This window comes from Actinomycetota bacterium, from assembly GCA_030776625.1.
Taxonomy (GTDB): Bacteria; Actinomycetota; CADDZG01; order CADDZG01; family WHSQ01; genus MB1-2.
In genome coordinates this window covers 733668-751763 of record JALYHL010000001.1, presented here as the reverse complement: position 1 = coordinate 751763, position 18096 = coordinate 733668, and the positions used below count along the sequence as shown (strand labels likewise).

13 protein-coding genes are annotated in these 18096 nt (G+C 63.1%); 10 read left to right on the top strand and 3 right to left on the bottom strand.

All coding sequences use genetic code 11. The annotated features are described in order from the left end of the window. Positions 1–37 precede the first annotated feature (37 nt). From ggt to M3N53_03615, 3 genes are all read left to right on the top strand, one after another. Entirely contained in the window at positions 38–1783 is a 1746-nt protein-coding gene (gene ggt / locus M3N53_03625; protein ID MDP9067427.1) for a gamma-glutamyltransferase, read from the top strand. 54 nt (positions 1784–1837) lie between these two features. Then, the gene (locus M3N53_03620) at positions 1838–3058 is read left to right on the top strand and encodes an MFS transporter (GenBank protein ID MDP9067426.1); all 1221 of its coding nucleotides are present in this window, start codon (positions 1838–1840) and stop codon (positions 3056–3058) included. Between the two features lie 103 nt (positions 3059–3161). Continuing rightward, positions 3162–3713: a GNAT family N-acetyltransferase gene (locus M3N53_03615; GenBank protein MDP9067425.1), complete on the top strand. Its 552-nt coding sequence runs from the start codon at positions 3162–3164 to the stop codon at positions 3711–3713. A 51-nt stretch (positions 3714–3764) separates the two neighbouring features. Here M3N53_03615 and M3N53_03610 read toward each other — a convergent pair whose 3' ends face one another. Together M3N53_03610 and M3N53_03605 are read right to left on the bottom strand one after the other, a co-directional pair. Beyond that, positions 3765–4499: a maleylpyruvate isomerase family mycothiol-dependent enzyme gene (locus M3N53_03610; protein ID MDP9067424.1), complete on the bottom strand. Its 735-nt coding sequence runs from the start codon at positions 4497–4499 to the stop codon at positions 3765–3767. 87 nt (positions 4500–4586) lie between these two features. Then, positions 4587–5054, bottom strand: coding sequence for a hypothetical protein (locus M3N53_03605; GenBank protein ID MDP9067423.1), 468 nt, complete (start codon positions 5052–5054; stop codon positions 4587–4589). A gap of 160 nt (positions 5055–5214) precedes the next feature. Here M3N53_03605 and M3N53_03600 point away from each other — a divergent pair, with 160 nt between their 5' ends. Both M3N53_03600 and M3N53_03595 read left to right on the top strand, forming a co-directional pair. Next, positions 5215–6414 carry a hypothetical protein gene (locus tag M3N53_03600; protein ID MDP9067422.1) on the top strand — a complete coding sequence of 400 codons (1200 nt, stop codon included), beginning with the start codon at positions 5215–5217 and terminating at the stop codon, positions 6412–6414. 65 nt (positions 6415–6479) lie between these two features. Then, positions 6480–7475 (top strand): hypothetical protein, encoded by a 996-nt coding sequence (locus tag M3N53_03595; protein ID MDP9067421.1) that lies wholly within the window; start codon positions 6480–6482, stop codon positions 7473–7475. Here the strand turns inward: M3N53_03595 and M3N53_03590 are convergent. Then, positions 7472–8320 (bottom strand): alpha/beta hydrolase, encoded by an 849-nt coding sequence (locus M3N53_03590; protein MDP9067420.1) that lies wholly within the window; start codon positions 8318–8320, stop codon positions 7472–7474. The two genes, M3N53_03595 and M3N53_03590, sit on opposite strands and share 4 nt — an antisense overlap. Positions 8321–8527: 207 nt before the next feature. Between M3N53_03590 and M3N53_03585 the strand changes: the two genes are divergently transcribed. From M3N53_03585 to M3N53_03565, 5 genes are all read left to right on the top strand, one after another. Continuing rightward, positions 8528–8905, top strand: coding sequence for a VOC family protein (locus M3N53_03585; protein MDP9067419.1), 378 nt, complete (start codon positions 8528–8530; stop codon positions 8903–8905). A 305-nt stretch (positions 8906–9210) separates the two neighbouring features. Beyond that, entirely contained in the window at positions 9211–9678 is a 468-nt protein-coding gene (locus M3N53_03580) for a hypothetical protein (protein MDP9067418.1), read from the top strand. Positions 9679–9841: 163 nt separating this feature from the next. Beyond that, positions 9842–13315 (top strand): AAA family ATPase, encoded by a 3474-nt coding sequence (locus M3N53_03575; protein MDP9067417.1) that lies wholly within the window; start codon positions 9842–9844, stop codon positions 13313–13315. Between the two features lie 137 nt (positions 13316–13452). Continuing rightward, positions 13453–14754: a hypothetical protein gene (locus M3N53_03570; protein MDP9067416.1), complete on the top strand. Its 1302-nt coding sequence runs from the start codon at positions 13453–13455 to the stop codon at positions 14752–14754. 1733 nt (positions 14755–16487) lie between these two features. Continuing rightward, positions 16488–18095: an adenylosuccinate synthetase gene (locus tag M3N53_03565; protein MDP9067415.1), complete on the top strand. Its 1608-nt coding sequence runs from the start codon at positions 16488–16490 to the stop codon at positions 18093–18095. The last annotated feature ends 1 nt before the right edge of the window (position 18096 follow it).

The following is an 18096-nucleotide window of genomic DNA, read 5'->3' as shown; positions in this document are numbered from 1 at the left end:
TTGCCCACCCGCGGGTTCTCCTGCAGGATGAACCCTCATGCGGCATATCTCCCCGTCTATCACCGGCTCCCGTAAGCGCCCTGCGTTGCGGCGCGGGCTGCTAGCGGCGCTGCTGGTCGCGCTCTTCTCCGCTCAGCTGCCGACGGCCCTTACCGCTGAGGGGACCCGCTACCGCGAACCGGTTCGAGGCAGCAAAGGTGTTGTCGCCTCCGTCCACCCCCTGGCAGCCGACGCGGCCATGTCGATCCTCGACCAGGGCGGGAACGCCATAGATGCCGCCGTAGCCGCGGTCTTCGCCGTCGGCGTGACCCGCCCCGACATGTGCGGGATCGGAGGCGGCGGCTTCCTCGTGTATCGCAGCGCGGGGGGTCGTATCGCAGCGCTCGACTTCCGAGAGACCGCTCCATCCCGCTATACCTTCCGAGACGGCAGCGCTTATTGGGGCACGGGCCACGAGGTAGTCGGCGTGCCCGGGACGGTCGCGGGCATGGCGGCTGCACTGAGGCGGTTCGGGACGAAATCGCTCACCGATGTCATCTCCCCAGCGGAGGCTCTAGCGCGCGACGGCTTCCCCGTCAGCCCCGAGCTATCGCAAGACATGGCGTTGAATGCCCACCGGCTTCGAGTCTTTGCGGAGTCGGCGCGGATCTATCTCGTCGGCGGGACGCTTCCATATCCGCCGGGAGCCACGCTCGTTCAGGAGGACTACGCCGACAGCCTCGAGCTGATCGCCACCCGGGGCCCGCGTGCTTTCTACGAAGGCAAGATAGCGAGCCTTCTCATCGAGGAGATGAAGAGGTCCGGCAGCTCGACCATGCGGGCCCGAGACGTGGCGTCCTACCGGCCGATCTGGCGACAGCCGATTGTGTCGCGGTATCGCGGGCGCCGGGTCATCGGCATGCCGCCGCCGGCTTCGGGCGGCGTTGCCATAGCCGAGATGCTCAACATCCTGAGGGGATTCGATCTCGCCAAGGCTGGTCAGACCTCGGCTGATCACCTCCACTATCTAGCCGAAGCGCAGAAGATCGCCTGGGCCGACCGTGCTGCCTATGTGGGTGATCCTGCATACGTGGACGTTCCAACGGGATGGCTGACAAGCGGGCGCTACGCTTCGCAGCGCCGCGCCGAGATCGAGCCTGACCAAGCGAAGGAGTACGAAGCCGGCAAGCGGCCGCGCTCGTCAGCGCCCGACGTGTGGGCCGATGATTCCGGTCACCAGGCGCACACGACCCATGTATCTGTCATCGACAAGGCCGGCAACGCGGTGGCGGTCACCTGCACGATCGAGCAGGTGTTCGGAAGCGCGGTCGTGGCTCCGGGAACCGGGTTCCTGTTGAACAACGAGCTAACCGACTTCGATAACCAGCGCGGTCACCCGAACGCGCCGGCGCCGGGCAAACGCCCGCGCTCCTCGATGAGCCCGACGCTTGTGGTGGAAGATGGGAAGGCCGTCCTTGCGGTCGGCGGCGCCGGGGGGCCCTGCATCATCATGGGCGTCCTTCAGACCATCGTGAACACCATCGACTTCGATCTGAACGTGGCGCAGGCGGTCGACGCGGAACGCATCGACGCCCGCTGCTTCTTCGACGACATGGGCATCGAAGATGCGCGTGTGCCCTTGGGGAGTCAGGAAGAGTTGGAACGGCGAGGTCACCGGCTGCAGCGGGAGGGGGAGTACTTCATAATCCCGGTGGTGCAGGCGGCGGCATACGACGCCGAGTCGGGTGAGCGGAGCGCGTTCTCGGACCCTCGTAGCGAATGGGGTTCGAGCGCACAGGATTAGACGGTCGCAACACCGAATCCGAAGGCCGAGCTACGGCTTCGGGATGATGTGCGGATGAACCCGACGCTGGTCGCGCCCGAGGGCCGCACGCGCGTCCTTCTCATCCTCGCGGTAGCGCTGGTCCTCTCCATGTCGACGTGGTTCTCGGCTTCGGCCGTGATCCCACAACTGCGTGACGAGTGGCGTTTAACGGATGCGACGGCGGCCTGGCTCACCATCGCGGTCCAGCTCGGGTTCGTGGCAGGCGCGGTGCTGTCATCGATGCTCAACCTGTCGGACGTGCTGCCGGTTCGCTCGATCATGATCGTGTCCTCGGTCGGAGCGGCGGGTGTGAACCTGCTGCTCTTGCTCGCGGACGGGCCGTTCGTTGCGATCCCTCTGCGCTTCTTGACGGGAGCGTTCCTCGCGGGGCTGTATCCGCCGGCGCTAAAGCTCATGGCGACGTGGTTCACGACCGGCAGGGGCACCGCGCTCGGCGTGATGGTCGGCGCGCTCACGCTGGGGAGCGCGCTGCCTCACCTCGTGAACGCGCTGGGAGGGCTCGATTGGCCGACGGTGATCACGGCCACCTCCGTCGCGACCGTCGTGGGCGCGCTAATCGTGTGGGCATTGGTGAGGGAGGGGCCGTTCCCCTTCCCGCAGGCGGTCTTCGACATGCGCCAGGCCCGCCTCGCGTTCGGCAACCGCACGCTGCGCCTAGCGGCGCTCGCTTACTTCGGCCACATGTGGGAGCTGTACGCGATGTGGGCCTGGTTCCTCGTCTTCTTCCGCGCGTCCCTCGCGGTGAACGGTTCTCAGGACGGAGCTTTCGCGGCGGCAGCGACGTTCGCCGTGATCGGTATCGGCGCAATCGGTTGTTACGCAGGCGGTCTTTTCGCCGACAGGTGGGGGAGGGCGCGGCTCAACCTCTGGTCGCTGTCGGTTTCCGGCGGTTGCGCCGTCATCATCGGCTTCACCTTCGGGCGCGCGACGTGGATCGTTCTCGTGGTCGCGTTGGTGTGGGGATTGGCAGTGGTCGCGGATTCGGCCCAGTACTCGACGCTCGTGACCGAACACGCGGACCAGCGCTATGTCGGCACCGCACTGACCCTGCAGCTCGCAGGCGGCTTCTTGTTGACGGTCGTCACGATCTGGCTGATCCCGGCTTTCGAGAGCGCGGTCTCCTGGCGGTGGGCTTTCCTTCTGTTGGTGCCGGGGCCGCTTGTGGGGATCGAGGCGATGCGCCGCCTCGCCACGACCGCGGACGGCGACGCCAAGAGTTCCGAAAGGACGTAGAAGAAGCAGGCGAGGAGGTGCAGCCCGAGCGCGACCCACGCATGCACCGTCGTCCGCAGGAATCTAGACCGCGCCGGTCGAGGCGTCTTATGTTGGGGTGCATATGAAGATCGACTTTCCTGCAGAAGGGATCCTGTTCGATAGCGTCCTGTTACGACGGTTCACAGTCGACGATCTTGAGATCGTTCACGCGGCCCTGAACGATGACGGCATCGTTGAGCCCGCGGACATGCCGTTCTCCCACCCGCCTCTGGAGATGGTGAGGGCTGTCATCGAGGAGAGGCTTCCGCTGTGGTTGGAGGAGGGGTACGCCGCCACCCTCGGGATCTGTGATCCCGGAACGGGATCCCTCATGGGCGGTGGGACTGTGCGGAAGATCCGCTGGGACGAGAAAATCGGCGAGGTCGGCTATTGGTTATTGCCCGCGGCCCGCGGACGCGGAGTCGCGACGACAGCGTGCAGAGCCCTGGCGCAGTACGCATTTGGTCTTGGGCTAGAGAGGATCGAGGCTGTCACCTCGGTGGCCAATGAAGCTTCACAACGCGTCCTCGAGCGGGTCGGCTTTACACGCGAGGGCGTCCTGCGTTCGGTGGCGTTGCAACGCGGCGGTCGCGGTGACGTCGTCATGTGGTCTCTCTTGCCCGGAGAGCTGTAAGAGGGGCTACTACCCTGAGGGGCGTACTCTGCTCGGCCGCGGCACGGCTTCTTACTCGACCAAAGCGTCTTGCCTGATGCCGTAGGGATAGAAGTAGGGGATGTAGGGGGCCGGGTCGCCCTGCCACTCGTATGCGGCGATCTGCTCCGGGCTCCGACGTCCCGACATAGCGCGGAACAGCTCGAAGGGAGTCGCCTTGACGCTCGCGGCGGGTTCCCCGTCTCCGGCGGTATACGACTTCTCCCCGGTATCCACCTGCAGCGGCAGGACGCCCGAGGAGGCGAGACGCCATCCGAGCACGGTGATATAGCCCCTGAGGCCGATCTTGATCGGCGCACTGTCGCGGGCGTGTTCGATACCGAGAGCTCCGAAGATGTCTTGCTGATGCACCGTGGCGTCTGTCAACAGAGCGCGGTCGGCGAACATGAAGGACCCATCAGGCCACGGCGTCTCTCCTCGCATCATGGCTATGAGCTGATCCCCCGAAGCGTTCCATTCCTGAAGTAGCTGTTCGAGCGAATGACTCTTGCGCTCCTCGACGTGGCGCCCCGTCCAGTCGTTGAGAACGGCAACGGCGTCAGCCTCCCCGAACGCCTGAAAGAACTGCGCCGGGAAGTCGCCGTTGATGACATAGGTGGCGTCGGCCGCGAGGTGGGCGACGATGTCCTTGACGCTCCAGCCGGGAGTCGCCGGAACCGACATCTCCAGCGCCTGCGGCTCAAGCCCCGTCACGAGCGCAGAGATGTCGTCGCGGAGCTGTTTGTAGAGATCGGCGACTTCGGCCATGGCCGCAGCCTAGCGGGGATCAACCCGACGCGGCCGCCTAGGTTCCGTGAACCAGAGGCATGCCCGGCAGAGGATCCTTCCTTTCTCTCAGGTGCCTTGAGAGCGGTCGGTTTTCACCGTGTCGGTTCTAGCCACTGCGGCAGCCACGAGAATCGCTGCCGTCAGCGCAAAGAACGGTATGTCCGTAGCGGGCTTGCCGCCGATGTCACGGTCCAGGATGTGGGAGATCACGTGGAAGACCGCGCCGACGCCTACACCCGATAAGACCACCTGAAGAGAGTCCCGCAGGATGGCGCCGAGGACCAGGACCGACCCGAGGCCGATCTGGAACGCCCCGATGTCATGGATGAAGTGCCGGTTGAACGGCTCGAACACGGCGACGTTGTCGAAGAACGAGCGCGGGTCGAAGAACGCCCACGCCCCGAACAGAACCGTCATCGCGCCGAACACCAGGGCAACGAGCTGAGGGAAACGCTCCCGCCTCGACGGCCGAACACCCGCTGATCCGTCTCTTGTCTTCATGCTCGAGCCACCGCGCCCGTCCAGCGAAGCCATCGCTCCCCCTCCCACGAGATCACTCCCGGCTGCGAAGTTACCTGTCCGGCTGAGGTCGCGCCCGCTGGGCGCCGCGCTTGGTCACGCCCGGGCCGTCCGGGCCAGCAGGTCTGGGGCCGAGGGGCGTCGAATCTTTCCCGCAGATATCTCCAGGAGGTGGTTGGACTTGCGTCGTAATCGCATCGCACTTATCGCCGCAGCCTCGGCGGCCGTCCTGATGACGGCGCCGCTCGCCGCGGCCGAGCCGAACCTAGCCGCGGCCGACAGCGGCGGATTCTCGAGCGACAACGTCGAGTGGGTCAGCATCAACCCGCGTCATGTCGGCACTTCGGGCGGCAAGCTCGTCGGCAAGTACTACTACCTGACCGATCCGCGAGGCCTCTTCATCTATGACACCTCCAAGCCGGAGTCGCCGCAGCTAGCCGGCCAGCTGCTCGCGCCGCAGATCGGCTCGGGAGCGGCGCTGGCCCAGGAGGACCCGGACACGAACGGCAAGATCCTGTTGGTGAACGCGTACACGCAGGGCGGGTCACCGACCGCGCTGAAGGTGATCGACGTCAGCGACAAGACCGCGCCGAAAGTGGCGGGCTCGATCGCGCTGTCGGATCACACCTGGACGTGCTTCCTGGACTGCAAGTACGCGATCGGTCGCACGGGTCACGTCCTCGACCTGCGTGATCCGGCGGAGCCGAAGGAGATCGCCAACTGGAAAGACCACGTCGACGGGGCGAACTACATGCACGACTTCGAGGAGGTCGCACCCGGCCTGCTCATCGGCGCGGGGCAGCCCTCGTTCTACCTGGACATGCGCAACCCCCTGAAGCCGAAGGAGCTCAGTGGTTTCTCCCCGGACTTCCACGCGCTCGGTTACCACTCGGCGATCTGGCCGCGACAGGCGAAGGACTCTCTTCTGTTGATGAGCGCCGAGGTGGCGCCGCAGGGCACCTCCACCGCCGGCAGCGACTGCGCTCAAGATGACGTCCACGCGCTGGCGACGTTCGACGCGAGGGCGGCGGTGAAGAAGGGCCCGCGTCCGGGCGCGATCTTCAAGAAGCTGTCGGAGTGGCGCGTTGGGGGCCGCGGTGCGTACGCCGACGGCAATGCTCCGGCACACACGCTCTACTGCGGGCACTGGTTCGACCCGCACCCGGACTGGCGCAACGGCGGCGTCGTGGCGATCGGCCACTACGACTGGGGCACCCGCTTCGTCGAAGTGAGCAGCAACGGCAAGATGGAGGAGATCGGCTACTTCCAGCCGATCGCGGGCCACACCTCGTCGGCGGAGTGGATCAGCGACGACATCGTCTACGTCCACGACTACCGTCGGGGCCTCGAGATCCTGCGCTTCACCGGCAAGTAGCCGCCACGGCCGCTGTCTCAGGTTCACCAAAAGCCTGTAGACGAGCGGCGAAGGGGCCAAGAGGTATGGACCTCTCGATGTCGAAGCCGTCTCACATGATCCTGCGACGTTTCGTGCTGGCGTTCCTACTCGTTGCGGCACCGGTGGCGGGCTCCTCGGCCGCGGGTGCGACGCCTCCTCTCGGGGCCGTGCCCTCGTACTGCCTCCGGACGGATCCGGGTTACCGCTGCTTGATCGGCCCGTTCGATATCGAGGCCGGCGAGATGCACGAGATCATGACCGGCGTCGCCGCTCCGTCAGAGGCGGGTTACGTCACCTCGGGCCAAGCCAAGCTCGTGGACGGTGACGGTAAAGCGGTGGGACACCACGAGGTGCACCTCCACCACGCCGTGTGGCTGAACCCCTACGAGCGCGACATGACGTGCGATTCCTATGATGATGGGAGATTCCCCGGCTACGAGCGCTTCTTCGCCACGGGCAAGGAAGCGACGAAGTTCGTCCTACCGGATGGATACGGCTACCGATGGGACCCGAAGGTGAGCCAGCGGCTGACCCAGTCGACGCCGTGGTGGGCCTTCACCGCGCATCTCGACGGCATGCACGGGGCATCGGAGGTCTACGTGCAGTTCGACATGCGTTACGTGGCCGACGCCGAGGCAGAGGGGCTTACGAACATCGAGCCGGTGTGGCTTGACGTCAGGAACTGTCGTTCTGATCCCGTGTACGACGTCGACGAGGGGAGTGGCCTCGACAGGGAACGCTGGACCTACAAGATGCCCACGAGCGGCCGCTTCGTCTTCCTGGGCGGGCACCTCCACGACGGTGGCCTCAGTCTCACCCTCGAGAACCTGACGCAGGATGACGACATCTACACGTCGCGCGCGAGCTACGGCATCAAGCGTGAGCCGTGGTACCTCACGAAGATGTCAACGTGGTCCAGCGGGCGAGGCATCCGGGTGCAGAAAGGGGACACGCTGCGCCTTACGTCGATCTACGACAACACGCGGCCACGGGAGGACGTCATGGGGATCATGGTTGGCGCGCTCGTCCCCACGCGCTAGAGGTTGGTCCGTCCTCCCTCCGTCTCAGGCTCCTTAAGGAAGCGAAGTACGTGGTTGGCGAACTCGTCGGGTTTTTCGAGGGTGAGCATGTGGGCCGTCCCCGGGATCACAACTTTCCGGGCGTGTGCGATCTCTCGGCTGGCGCGGTCGGCGATTTCGAGGAAGTCCGAAACGTCATCCTCGCCGACGACGACCAAGGTCGGTACTCGGATGTCAGCCAGCCTGGTGGCCGCGGGCGGTTGGACGTCGTCTACCTCCGTCGGCGGATGCGTCTGCTCGTAGGCGGCGATCTGTTTTTCGAACGCGTTGCGCTGCATCTCCCCGATGCTTGCTCGCGTTCGCGCTGGCACTGCTGTGGGTTCCCGACGCGGTCCGTCTACCCACATCTTGAGATTGAGCTCCACGGCCGCGTCCACATCACCGGCATCGAGTGCGGCTTCTTCCTCGCGGCCGAAACGGCGTACCTCCTCCGACCACTCGTGGCCTCGCAGGGCAGCCGCAACGAGGACGAGGCGTGAAACCCGGTGAGGGTGAGCGAGGGTGAAATCGACCGCGACTCCACCCCCGAATGAAGCACCGGCCAGAGTGGCCGAATCAACACCCGCCGCATCGAGCAGGGCCTCGAGGTCGTCGACGTGCGAGAACGGGCCCGGGGGAAACGAGGAGCGTCCAAAACCCCGGAGGTCGTAGCGGATGCAGTGGAAGTCCAGCGAGAGTTTCCCGAAGAGGTCGTCCCACATGCGGAGATCCGCTACGCCCGCGTGGATCAAGACGACGGCCGCACCCTCACCCGCAGATTCCCAGAAGACTTCGGCCCCATTGATGACACTCACTTGAGCGGCCACAAGTTCACCCTAGGCGGAACAGAGCCTCCTTCGGAGATGTCAGCGCGTCCCATGATGGCTAAAGCGACAGCGCCGAGAGGTGGAACAAGTCTCCACTGGCTCGGGGCGTGGGTCGGATGAAGCGTCACCTCGTACCTGATGACGGGCATTGACAAAGGACGCAGGAAGTGCGCCTGATGCACTGTTGGTCAAGTCAGGGAGGACAGGATGCTTGGCAGCTCTACCGTCTCCGCGATGATTCCCGCTCAGGACCTGGATCGAGCTCGCGCTTTTTACGAGGAGAAGCTTGGCCTCAAGCCCCCCCAAGAGCGACCGGACGGGTTGCAGTACGAATGCGGGGAGGGCCGCTTTGTCCTCTTCGAATCGTCCGGGCAGGCATCGGGGACGCACACGCAGTTGGGTTGGCAGGTGGACGATCTGAACGGGGTGGTCGATCAGCTGCGCAAGAACGGGGTCGTGTTCGAGGAGTACGACATGCCTGGGATCAAGACCGTTGACGGGATCGCGGAGGTTTCGGGCGAACGCGGCGCCTGGTTCAAAGACTCGGAGGGGAACCTGCTGGCCGTCGCCGAGCGGGCGCTGTGACCTTTCTCCGCGCCGACCGGCCGCGGAGCAGAACACAGGATTCACAAGCACTCTTAGCGGATGAAGCCCGGGGGTGGAATGGAAGGTGATCAAAGCGGTCTAGGCCGCCAATATCCGACATTCAGCGATAGCGCGGCCACCATCCTGGCCACCGAGCATTGGATGTGCTCGGGACCCGTTCGATGACATGGGCAGAGGCGTCCTCTCGGACCACTGTGTTTCTTACCGTTTTGTCTGCGGCAGTGGTTGCGTTGGCACTGGTTGCCGACGCGACTGCCTTCGAGGGCTCCTTTCTTACCTTCGCGATGGTCCTGTTACCGGTCGTGCTCTTCCTAGGTATCGCTACGTTTGCACGTCTGGTGCAGATCAACGCGCAGGACCTGTACCACGTGGTAGCGATGAATCGTTTGCGCCACGGCTACCTGGAGTTGGCACCGGAGCTGGAGCCTTACTTCACGACATCGCAATACGATGATGAGGCAGGGATAGCGACCACCTACAGCTTCGGGGAATCAACAAACTTCCGTCCCTGGCTGCAGTTCATGATCACCACACCAACGGTCATCGCGAGCATCAACTCCGCTCTGTTGGCCGCAGGGGCAGCACTCGTCACGAACCGACTGACCGGATCGACCCGGGCCTTGGTGGGAGTCTCTGCAACCGCGTTCCTGATCAGCTGGTTCCTCCACTTCGTAGCCCAACTGCGGCATAACTTCAGATTCAGACGCGAGTACGTGCCCCGCTTCCCCTCGGCGCAGAACGAGGAGCCTTAAAAAAGGAACGCCTCCTCATCTCATCGTTCGGAACGATGTCGCTGAGGGCACCGCACTCCTGCTGCGGCCGATCCGACCGCTCGGCCGAGACGCTGGACGACTTCAGTCTACGCTTGGGTCCGCGGAGAAGCGGTGTGCCACCAGCAAGCGATCGGGAGAGAGTTTGCAAGGAGCCCAGCTGTTCTGCGCGAACTGCGATGCACCGAACCGCACCGGCCGGAAGTTCTGCACTTCTTGCGGTGCGGCTCTGGAAGCCGGCTGCCCTACATGCGGAGCCGTTCTGGATCCGGGTGGGGCCTTCTGCGGCGAATGTGGGACGCCCGTAGTCGAGGCAGCCGTTAGTGCGGCCGATCCGTTCGCTGAGACGACCTCGGTCTGGGCGGAGCGGAGGGTCGTCTCGGTCCTGTTCGTGGATCTGGTCGCGTTCACGACGTACTCCGAACACAGAGACCCAGAAGATGTCCGGGACATGCTGGCTCTCTACTTCGAGCAAGCCGAGAACATCGTCGGGCTCTATGGAGGAGTCGTCGAGAGGTTCATCGGAGACGGAGTGATGGCGGTCTGGGGGACACCGGTGGCGCACGAAGACGACACCGGAAGAGCGGTGAGAGCCGGGTTGGACCTCGTGGAGGCGGTGTTGCAGCTCGGCGAGTCCGTGGGGACAGAGCTGCATGCTCGGGCCGGCATCTTCACGGGGGAGGCCGCCGTCAACCTAGCGGCCGTGGGTCAAGGGATGATGACTGGAGACACGGTTAACACCGCCTCTCGTCTGCAGTCGGCAGCAGCACCCGACACGGTTCTCGTGGACCGCGCCACCTACCTTGGGGCGCGAGACACCCTAGCGTTCGAGCCGGCCGGTGAGGTCGAGCTCAAGGGCAAGCAGGTCGCTGTGGAGACGTGGCGGCCGCTGAGGGTTGTGGCCGGGTTGGGTGGTCGCAAGTTCGCGGACTCGATGGAACCCGCCTTCATCGGCCGAGCCGAGGAATTCCGGTTGATGAAGGATCTGCTGCACACCACCGGCCGGGAGGGCAAGCCGCGCCTCGCATCGATCGTGGGCGTCGGTGGGATCGGCAAATCGCGTCTGGTCTGGGAACTGTTCAAATACGTCGACGGGCTGAGCGACTCGATCTTCTGGCACGAGGGGCGCTCGCCTGCATACGGCGAGGGGGTCGCTTTCTGGGCCCTCGCCGAGATGATCCGGATGCGCGCGGGAATCGCGGAGACCGACGATGATCAGGCAGCTATAGCGAAACTGGATGACTGCATCTCGGACCACTTCCCACAAGGGGACGGTGACTGGCTCCGACCACACCTCGCGCACTTGATCGGGCTGGTCCAGGACGCGGATGTAGGCGTGGAGCAACACTTCGCGGCTTGGCGCACTTTCTTCGAGCGGATCGCGGAGAGGGGTCCCGTGGTGCTGGTGTTCGAGGACCTTCACTGGGCCGACGCCGGCGTCATCGATTTCATCGAGTATCTGCTCGCATGGGCGCGCAACAGTCCCATCTTCATCTTGGCCCTTGCCCGCCCTGAGCTCTTGGACAAACGCCCGAACTGGGGGGCTGGTCTGCGGAACTTCTGCTCGATCCACATGGAACCCCTCGTAGAGGACGACATGATGATGCTCTTGAAATCGGTGGCCGAGGATCTCCCCGCGCAGGTGCGCAACGACATCAGTTCGCGCTCCGAAGGGGTCCCTCTGTATGCCGTGGAGATGGTCCGGATGCTCATTGACAAGGGAGATCTGGCGCCCGCCGACGCTGGGTACCGGTGGATAGGCAAGACGGCAGACGTGGAGATTCCCGACACTCTGCACTCCTTGATCGCGTCGCGACTGGATTCGTTGGCGACGGAGGACCGGTTGCTCGTGCAGGACGCGTCGGTGCTGGGAAAGACGTTCACGCTTGATTCGCTCAGCGCGTTGACTTCGAAGAGTTCCGCCGACCTCGAGGCGCGCCTGAATAATCTTGTTCGTCGTGACTTCCTCGTCGTCGATACGGATCCACGCTCGCCGGAGCGCGGCCAGTACGGCTTCGTTCAAAGTCTGATCCGCGAGGTCGCGTACCAGACGCTGTCGAGGCAAAATCGCACAGACCGACACTTGAAGGCCGCGGAATACTTCACTTCCCTCGAAGAACCTGACGCGATCGAGGTAATCGCCTCCCATTACATGGAGGCGTACAAGAACTCCACTAAGGACGATGCTGCCTCGGCCACCCTGGCTCAGCGTGCCCGAGAGGCGTTGGAGGCAGCCGCAGAACGAGCTGGGTCTCTCGGATCTAGCGCGCAGGCTCTCTCTCTTCTCGAGACGGCTCTCAGCCTCAACCCACCGAAGGTGGAGCAGGCGCGCCTGTTGTTCAAGGCGGGAGAGGCCGCTCCCCACGTCGGCGAGCTCGAGAAAGCCGCCGCGCTTCTCGAAGCTGCGATCGAGATACTGCGTCAGACGGATGATTTCGACCTGCGCGCCCGTGCGCAGGCTCAGCTCGCGATTGTTTATTGGTCTACCGCGCGTTCAGACGATGCCGCGAGGTTGCTTGCCCAAGCTGTCGAGGAGGTTCCCGACAAGGGATCTATTGCTGCGGCGACCTTGTACGAGGAGTACGCGCGCATCAGTACGTTCCTGGGTAACCACGAGGTCAGCAGCCGCTACACGGCCCTGGCGATGCAGATAGCCGAGCGAGCCGATGACGTCGCGTTGATCGCAGACTGCCTCTCCACTAGGGCCATCGGCGCGATATGGGCGGGTCGGACGCGGGAGGCCGACGCTCTGCTGCGCGGCGCTCTTCACCTCAGCGAGAAGCATGGCTTGCCCAGCCAGCAGGCACGCGCCCTTGTCAACGTATCTGCCAACGACCTAGCCGTTGACCCCAGGGCCGCCGTAGAAAATGCGAGAAAGGGTCTGGAGGTCGCCGACCGCCTGGGCTCCCACGATCAACGGTCCTACCTTTTGGACAACCTCATCGACGCCTCGGTGCACCTGGCGCGCTGGGACGAGATCCGGCTGGTGATGAGTGAGGAGGCGGACTCTCTCGGAGAGAACCAGTTCTATCTGTTCTCATCGGCGGCGGTGGCAGAGGCTTACGCAGGCAACCTCGATCTGGCGGAGGGCTACCTCGCCAAGCTCAAGACATTCATCCAAGACACCTCTTCTATGCAGGACTCCTCCTCCTTGGCATTGGCTGAAGCCACGGTCGCTTTCGTGCGAGGCGACTACCGGAGCGCTCTCGCCGAAGCAGAGGGCATGGAGGAGAAAGGGTTTGCAGAGTCGTTCTCCACGCATCTGATCGTCGGGCGAGCTGCGTTGTGGGGCGGCCTCCTCGAGGAGGCGAAAGAACAGCTAGAGGTACTCGAGAGGTCCCCGTTACGAAACCCATGGCAGCGGTGCAGGCGGATCACTCTGGAGGCGGGTATCGCCGCCTTAGACGGAGACCGCGATGCGGCCATAGAGCTGTATAGGCGGGCACTTCGGTCGTGGGAGGAGCTGGACATCCCGCTGGGGAAGGCGCTATGCCAGATGGATTTCGCTCTGCTGGTCGGGGGAGTGGAGGCCCAGGATGCCAGAGCGGCGGCGGAGGCCTTCTTCGAGGCGTCGGGGAACAAGTTCTTTGTTCGGAAGCTCCAGGAAGCCGCGTCTTAGCGTCCTCCCTCCTTCGGGGGAAGTCGATCAGTGACGACGTCGTCTAAGACGCACGCGGAGCGGCCACTTGAGGCGACCTGCAGGAAGACGCAGGGTCCCTGGAGAAGAGGTGCGGGCACGCTAACTCTGGGGGGCCAGTGGGAAGACGAGTCGTAAGGGCCACGATCGCGGTTGTAGCTGTTATCGCCGCCGCCGCTGCTCCTTTGGAGGCCGCGACCCCCGCTGGGCCCGATCTGGAACAGCTCGCCCAGGTGCCTATCGAGATGAACAACGGAACCTCGTTCACAACCGGTAGCAGGAGGGCGGCAGGATCCGATCTAGCCTTCCAGGGCGATCTGCTGGTTGCCGGGGCCTGGGAGGGCATCGGCTTCTTCAGAATCTTGGAACGAGCCCCGTACCTCAAGCAGCTTTCCTTCTTCGACTGCCCCGGCGCGCAAGCAGACGTGTCGGTGTGGGGTGATTACGTCTTCGTCTCGATCGAGCACCAGAGCTCGTACGGACTCACGCCCAACATCGGTGTGAACGGTACGTGTAACCAGTCCGGCGTGGGCTTCGGGATGGAGGGCATCAGGATCATCGACATCTCGGATCCTCGAGAGCCCCGTCAGGTGAAGTTCATCCCGATCGTGTGTGGTTCTCATACCCACACCCTCATCCCCGACGGGGACAAGCTCTACCTTTACAACTCCGCGCTGGCGCCTCCTTACGCGGGAGATCACGTCCCCTACTGTGCGCGGATCACGATCATCGAGATGCCTGCCGGTGACCCCACTCAGGCCGAGATCGTCGCCGAGCCTAGGATGAACCTGCGCGAGGGATGCCACGACATCACGGCGTTCCCGGAGGAGGGAATGGCTCTAGGAGCGTGCTGGCAGCACTCCTGGCTGTGGGACATCACCAAGCCGGCCGCTCCGAAGATCATCTCGAAGCTACCCAGCGATTGGGCCGAGGGGCACCACGCCGCGGCGTTCACCTGGGACGGGAACTACTTAGCGGTAGGCCAGGAGGCGGGGAACTGCAGGACGGAGGAGGGCGAGATCGCCTTCTACGACATCAGGGATCGCAAACGTCCGAAGAAGGTAGGACGTTTCCACCTGCCGCGCAAGGTCGTCGGATCGTTCTGCTGGGCCCACAACTTCTCGGTCGTTCCGACGAAGGATCGCTCTCGCTACGTTCTCACCGCGGGTTTCTACAACGGAGGCACGACCGTGGTGGACTTTTCGAACCCACGCAACCCCAAGGAGATCGGTTTCGCTGCAGAGGCTCAGGGCCGCACCCTGCCTGAGCCGTGGGGTGCCTACTGGTACAACGGCCGCATCTACTCGAACGACTGGACGTCTGGCTTCGGGGTGACGGTCTACGAGATGGAGGGTCTCGGCTCTGGCGATGGAGTCCACTTCAAACCGCGACTGAACCCGCAACTGCAGATCCGCCCCTGACGTCGAGGTTGGTTGCGGAGGGGACGTAGGTCCGTCTGGTTTTTAGCCGACGCAGGACGCGCGGGAACCCGATTGCTCGACACAGCCAGCACCTCATTCGGAATGAGATGACGTTGCATGTGTTTCGTCGAACCAAGAAAAGGACGCTCGGAATGCCGTCCTCCAAAGGACGCGCAGACTAGAGTCGCCTGCCTCGGGCTAGGTCGACCTGCGATGCCAGCGTCGTTCCCTCTTCCCCATTGCCGCCGGTCCGGGTATGACCTCCTCTTAACATCCCTGGATGGTGAGAGGCGCCCTGGGTTCAGGGTTCGGGACTGTGTCGCAAGCCGTGTGTACGATAAATCGTGTCGCAGACTGAGAAATTCTGGACTAACGCCTCCGTGTTGGCTTTCGCGGGCGAGGCCGACCCGATTGACGCTATCCGGGAACGAGCACGTTCGACCGTCCTAGAGGCGGTCGACAAAGGGTGGGATGGTCCTCCGTTCGACCCCTTCGAACTCGCAAATTTACTCGGCGTGAATGTCGTCCCACATCCCGGGCTTGAAGACGCTCGAGTCCTTGCAAACCCCCCTCGGATCGAATACAACCCGACTCGACCGCGCGGCCGATTGAAATTCTCTGTCGCGCATGAACTGGCTCACCTGTTTTTCCCGGACGTCCACGAGGCAATTCGCTATCGATCGGGTCATCGCGTGTGGGGTTCGGATGACTGGCAATTGGAGCTCTTGTGCAACATCGCCGCGGGTGAATTGTTGATGCCGACATCGAGCCTCGGGGAGATTGCACAGGAGCACCTCGACATCAACCACCTAATGCAGCTTCGCAAAAAGTTCGATGTTTCGATCGAAGCTCTGATGCTGCGTGTCGCAAAGGAAACGGTTCACCCAGTAGCTGTGTTCGCTGCAGCGAGACTGGACGGTGCGTCGTCAGAGTCGGGGTTCCGGCTCGATTACGTGATTGGTTCCAGGGGGTGGGATCCTCCACTTTCGAGAAAGGTCACACTCCCGAACGACTCCGTGCTTGCGGAGTGCACAGCGGTTGGATTCACAGCCAAGGCCCGCGAACGTTGGGGTGATTTGGAGGTTGAGGTTCAGGCAGTAGGAGCTCCCCCGTACCCAGGTGATCAACTACCTCGGATTCTGGGGCTGCTGCTACCGGCCGAGCACCTGGAGCCACGTGTCGCCACGGTCAATCATCTTTTTGGCGATGCCACAGATCCCCGCGGCGATGGGCCAAAGATTATTGCTCATGTGGTCAATGATCGTGCGAAGTCTTGGGGTGGACCCTTCGCTCGATCTCTTGGAGCGCGGTACGCGGCGGCACAAAAGGAGTTCTCGGAGTGGGCTCGGGCTGGTTCTGACCAAACCTTGGGCACAGTCCATTGGTTTTCTGTCAGTTCAACCCTGCGCATCGCCAGCATGGTGGCCCAGAAGGGGTACGGGGAGTCGGTGAAACCTCGGATTCGCTATCCATCTCTAATGCAGTGCCTTCAGGACGTCGGTGACAAAGCGAAGGAGAGCGGAGCACGTGTTCATATGCCTCGCATAGGTGCGGGGCAGGGTCGGGGCCATTGGCCACTCATTGAGGAGCTTATTGACGAGGCTCTAACTCGTCGCGGAGTCCATGTGAACGTGTACACCCTTCCTGGGCAGGAGTTTGCCACCGAGCCCCCCGCTGTCGCGTCGGAGCCTGCGCAGGAGAGTCTCCCGCTAGGGATCTAGCGCGGGATAACTATGGCCCGCTCGATCATCGTGCTCTCCGGCCCTATCGGAAGCGGAAAGAGCACCTTGGCATCTCGACTGGCTAACCGTTTAGACGCCACTCACCTGAAGACGAACGATCTTCTGCGAGAACTCAAACCGAAGACAGAAGGTCGAGCCGCGCTTCAGAAAGCGGGTGAGCAACTGGACAAGTCAACGCAGGGCAGGTGGCTCGCCGAGTCGCTGGCGCCCAGGATTGCGCAGCTGGATGAAAGCGCTGTCGTCGTCATTGATGCCGTCCGGCTTAATTCTCAAATCGAGGCTTTGCGAGAAATCTTCTTGCGGGCCGTCGTTCATGTTCATCTGACGGCACCGACCGAAGAGCTCGAAGCGCGCTATTCACGTCGCAAAGCGGAGCGCGCGGGGGAACTGCCCAAGTATTCCGATGTCAAGAAGGACCCTACGGAGGCACGCGTTGAGGGACTTTCTGCTGATGCCGACATCGTGATTGACACCAAACTTTGCACTGCTGATGACGTAGAGATTCGAGCTCTTACGCGACTTGGATTTCGAGTGGGTCTTACGTCGGCCAACGTCGACGTGATAGTTGGCGGCCAGTACGGGAGTGAGGGAAAGGGGAATGTCGCCTTCTACCTAGCACCTGAATATGACCTGCTAGTTCGAGTAGGAGGACCTAACGCCGGCCACAAGGTGCCGCTCGACCCGCCCGTAACGCACCGGTCGTTGCCTTCAGGGACCCTCGCAGCCGCTGAGGCGAACTTGCTCATCGGTCCTGGAGCCGTCTTGAGTGTCGAGACCCTGCTAAAGGAAATCCGTGAAGCAGGCGCTGAATATGGGCGCTTGATGATCGACCCTCAAGCCATGATCGTTTCGCCCGAGGATGTCGCTGCTGAAGAGGCTCTGGTCAAGTCCATCGGGTCAACCGGTCAAGGGGTGGGCGAGGCCACGGCGCGACGGATTCGGAACCGCAAGGAGGGTGTTCTCCTCGCCAAGGACGTGGCGGAACTCCGTCCATTCATCAAGTCCGCGTCGGAAGTTCTGGAGGATGCGATGGCTCGTGGTGATCGCATCCTTTTGGAAGGCACTCAGGGAACTGGGCTCAGCCTTTATCACGGCGAATATCCTCACGTGACGAGCAGGGACACCACGGTTGCAGGGTGTCTAGCTGAGGCCGGTATAGCGCCACGGAACGTACGCCGCGTTGTGATGGTCTGTCGTACATATCCGATCCGTGTTGCGAGTCCCAAAGGGGAGACATCTGGATTCATCGCGCAGGAGATCACGTGGAAGGACGTGTCGACACGCTCTGGTGTTCCACTCGAAGAACTGGACGACGTTGAAAAGGGATCCGTCAGCCTCAAGCAGCGTAGGGTGGGTGAGTTCGATTGGGCCTTATTTCGAAAGTCGGTCTTGCTGAATGGGCCCAGTGACATTGCCCTTACCTTTGCGGATTACTTACATATAGAGAACCGCAAGGCTCGCCGCTTTGATCAGCTACGCCCAGAAACCATTCGCTTCATTGAGGAACTCGAGTATGTGTCGGGGTGCCCGGTATCGCTCATCTCGACACGGTTTGACCTGCGCAGCGTGATTGACCGCCGGTCCTGGCGGGGTCAATGAT

Bases quoted from the DNA above. Each gene is read 5' to 3' on its own strand.
- M3N53_03605 (MDP9067423.1), bottom strand. From the start codon at position 5,054: ATGGCTTCGCTGGACGGGCGCGGTGGCTCGAGCATGAAGACAAGAGAC.
- M3N53_03580 (MDP9067418.1), top strand. From the start codon at position 9,211: ATGGTCCTGTTACCGGTCGTGCTCTTCCTAGGTATCGCTACGTTTGCA.
- M3N53_03620 (MDP9067426.1), top strand. From the start codon at position 1,838: ATGAACCCGACGCTGGTCGCGCCCGAGGGCCGCACGCGCGTCCTTCTC.
- M3N53_03585 (MDP9067419.1), top strand. From the start codon at position 8,528: ATGCTTGGCAGCTCTACCGTCTCCGCGATGATTCCCGCTCAGGACCTG.
- ggt (MDP9067427.1), top strand. From the start codon at position 38: ATGCGGCATATCTCCCCGTCTATCACCGGCTCCCGTAAGCGCCCTGCG.
- M3N53_03615 (MDP9067425.1), top strand. From the start codon at position 3,162: ATGAAGATCGACTTTCCTGCAGAAGGGATCCTGTTCGATAGCGTCCTG.
- M3N53_03610 (MDP9067424.1), bottom strand. From the start codon at position 4,499: ATGGCCGAAGTCGCCGATCTCTACAAACAGCTCCGCGACGACATCTCT.
- M3N53_03565 (MDP9067415.1), top strand. From the start codon at position 16,488: ATGGCCCGCTCGATCATCGTGCTCTCCGGCCCTATCGGAAGCGGAAAG.
- M3N53_03595 (MDP9067421.1), top strand. From the start codon at position 6,480: ATGGACCTCTCGATGTCGAAGCCGTCTCACATGATCCTGCGACGTTTC.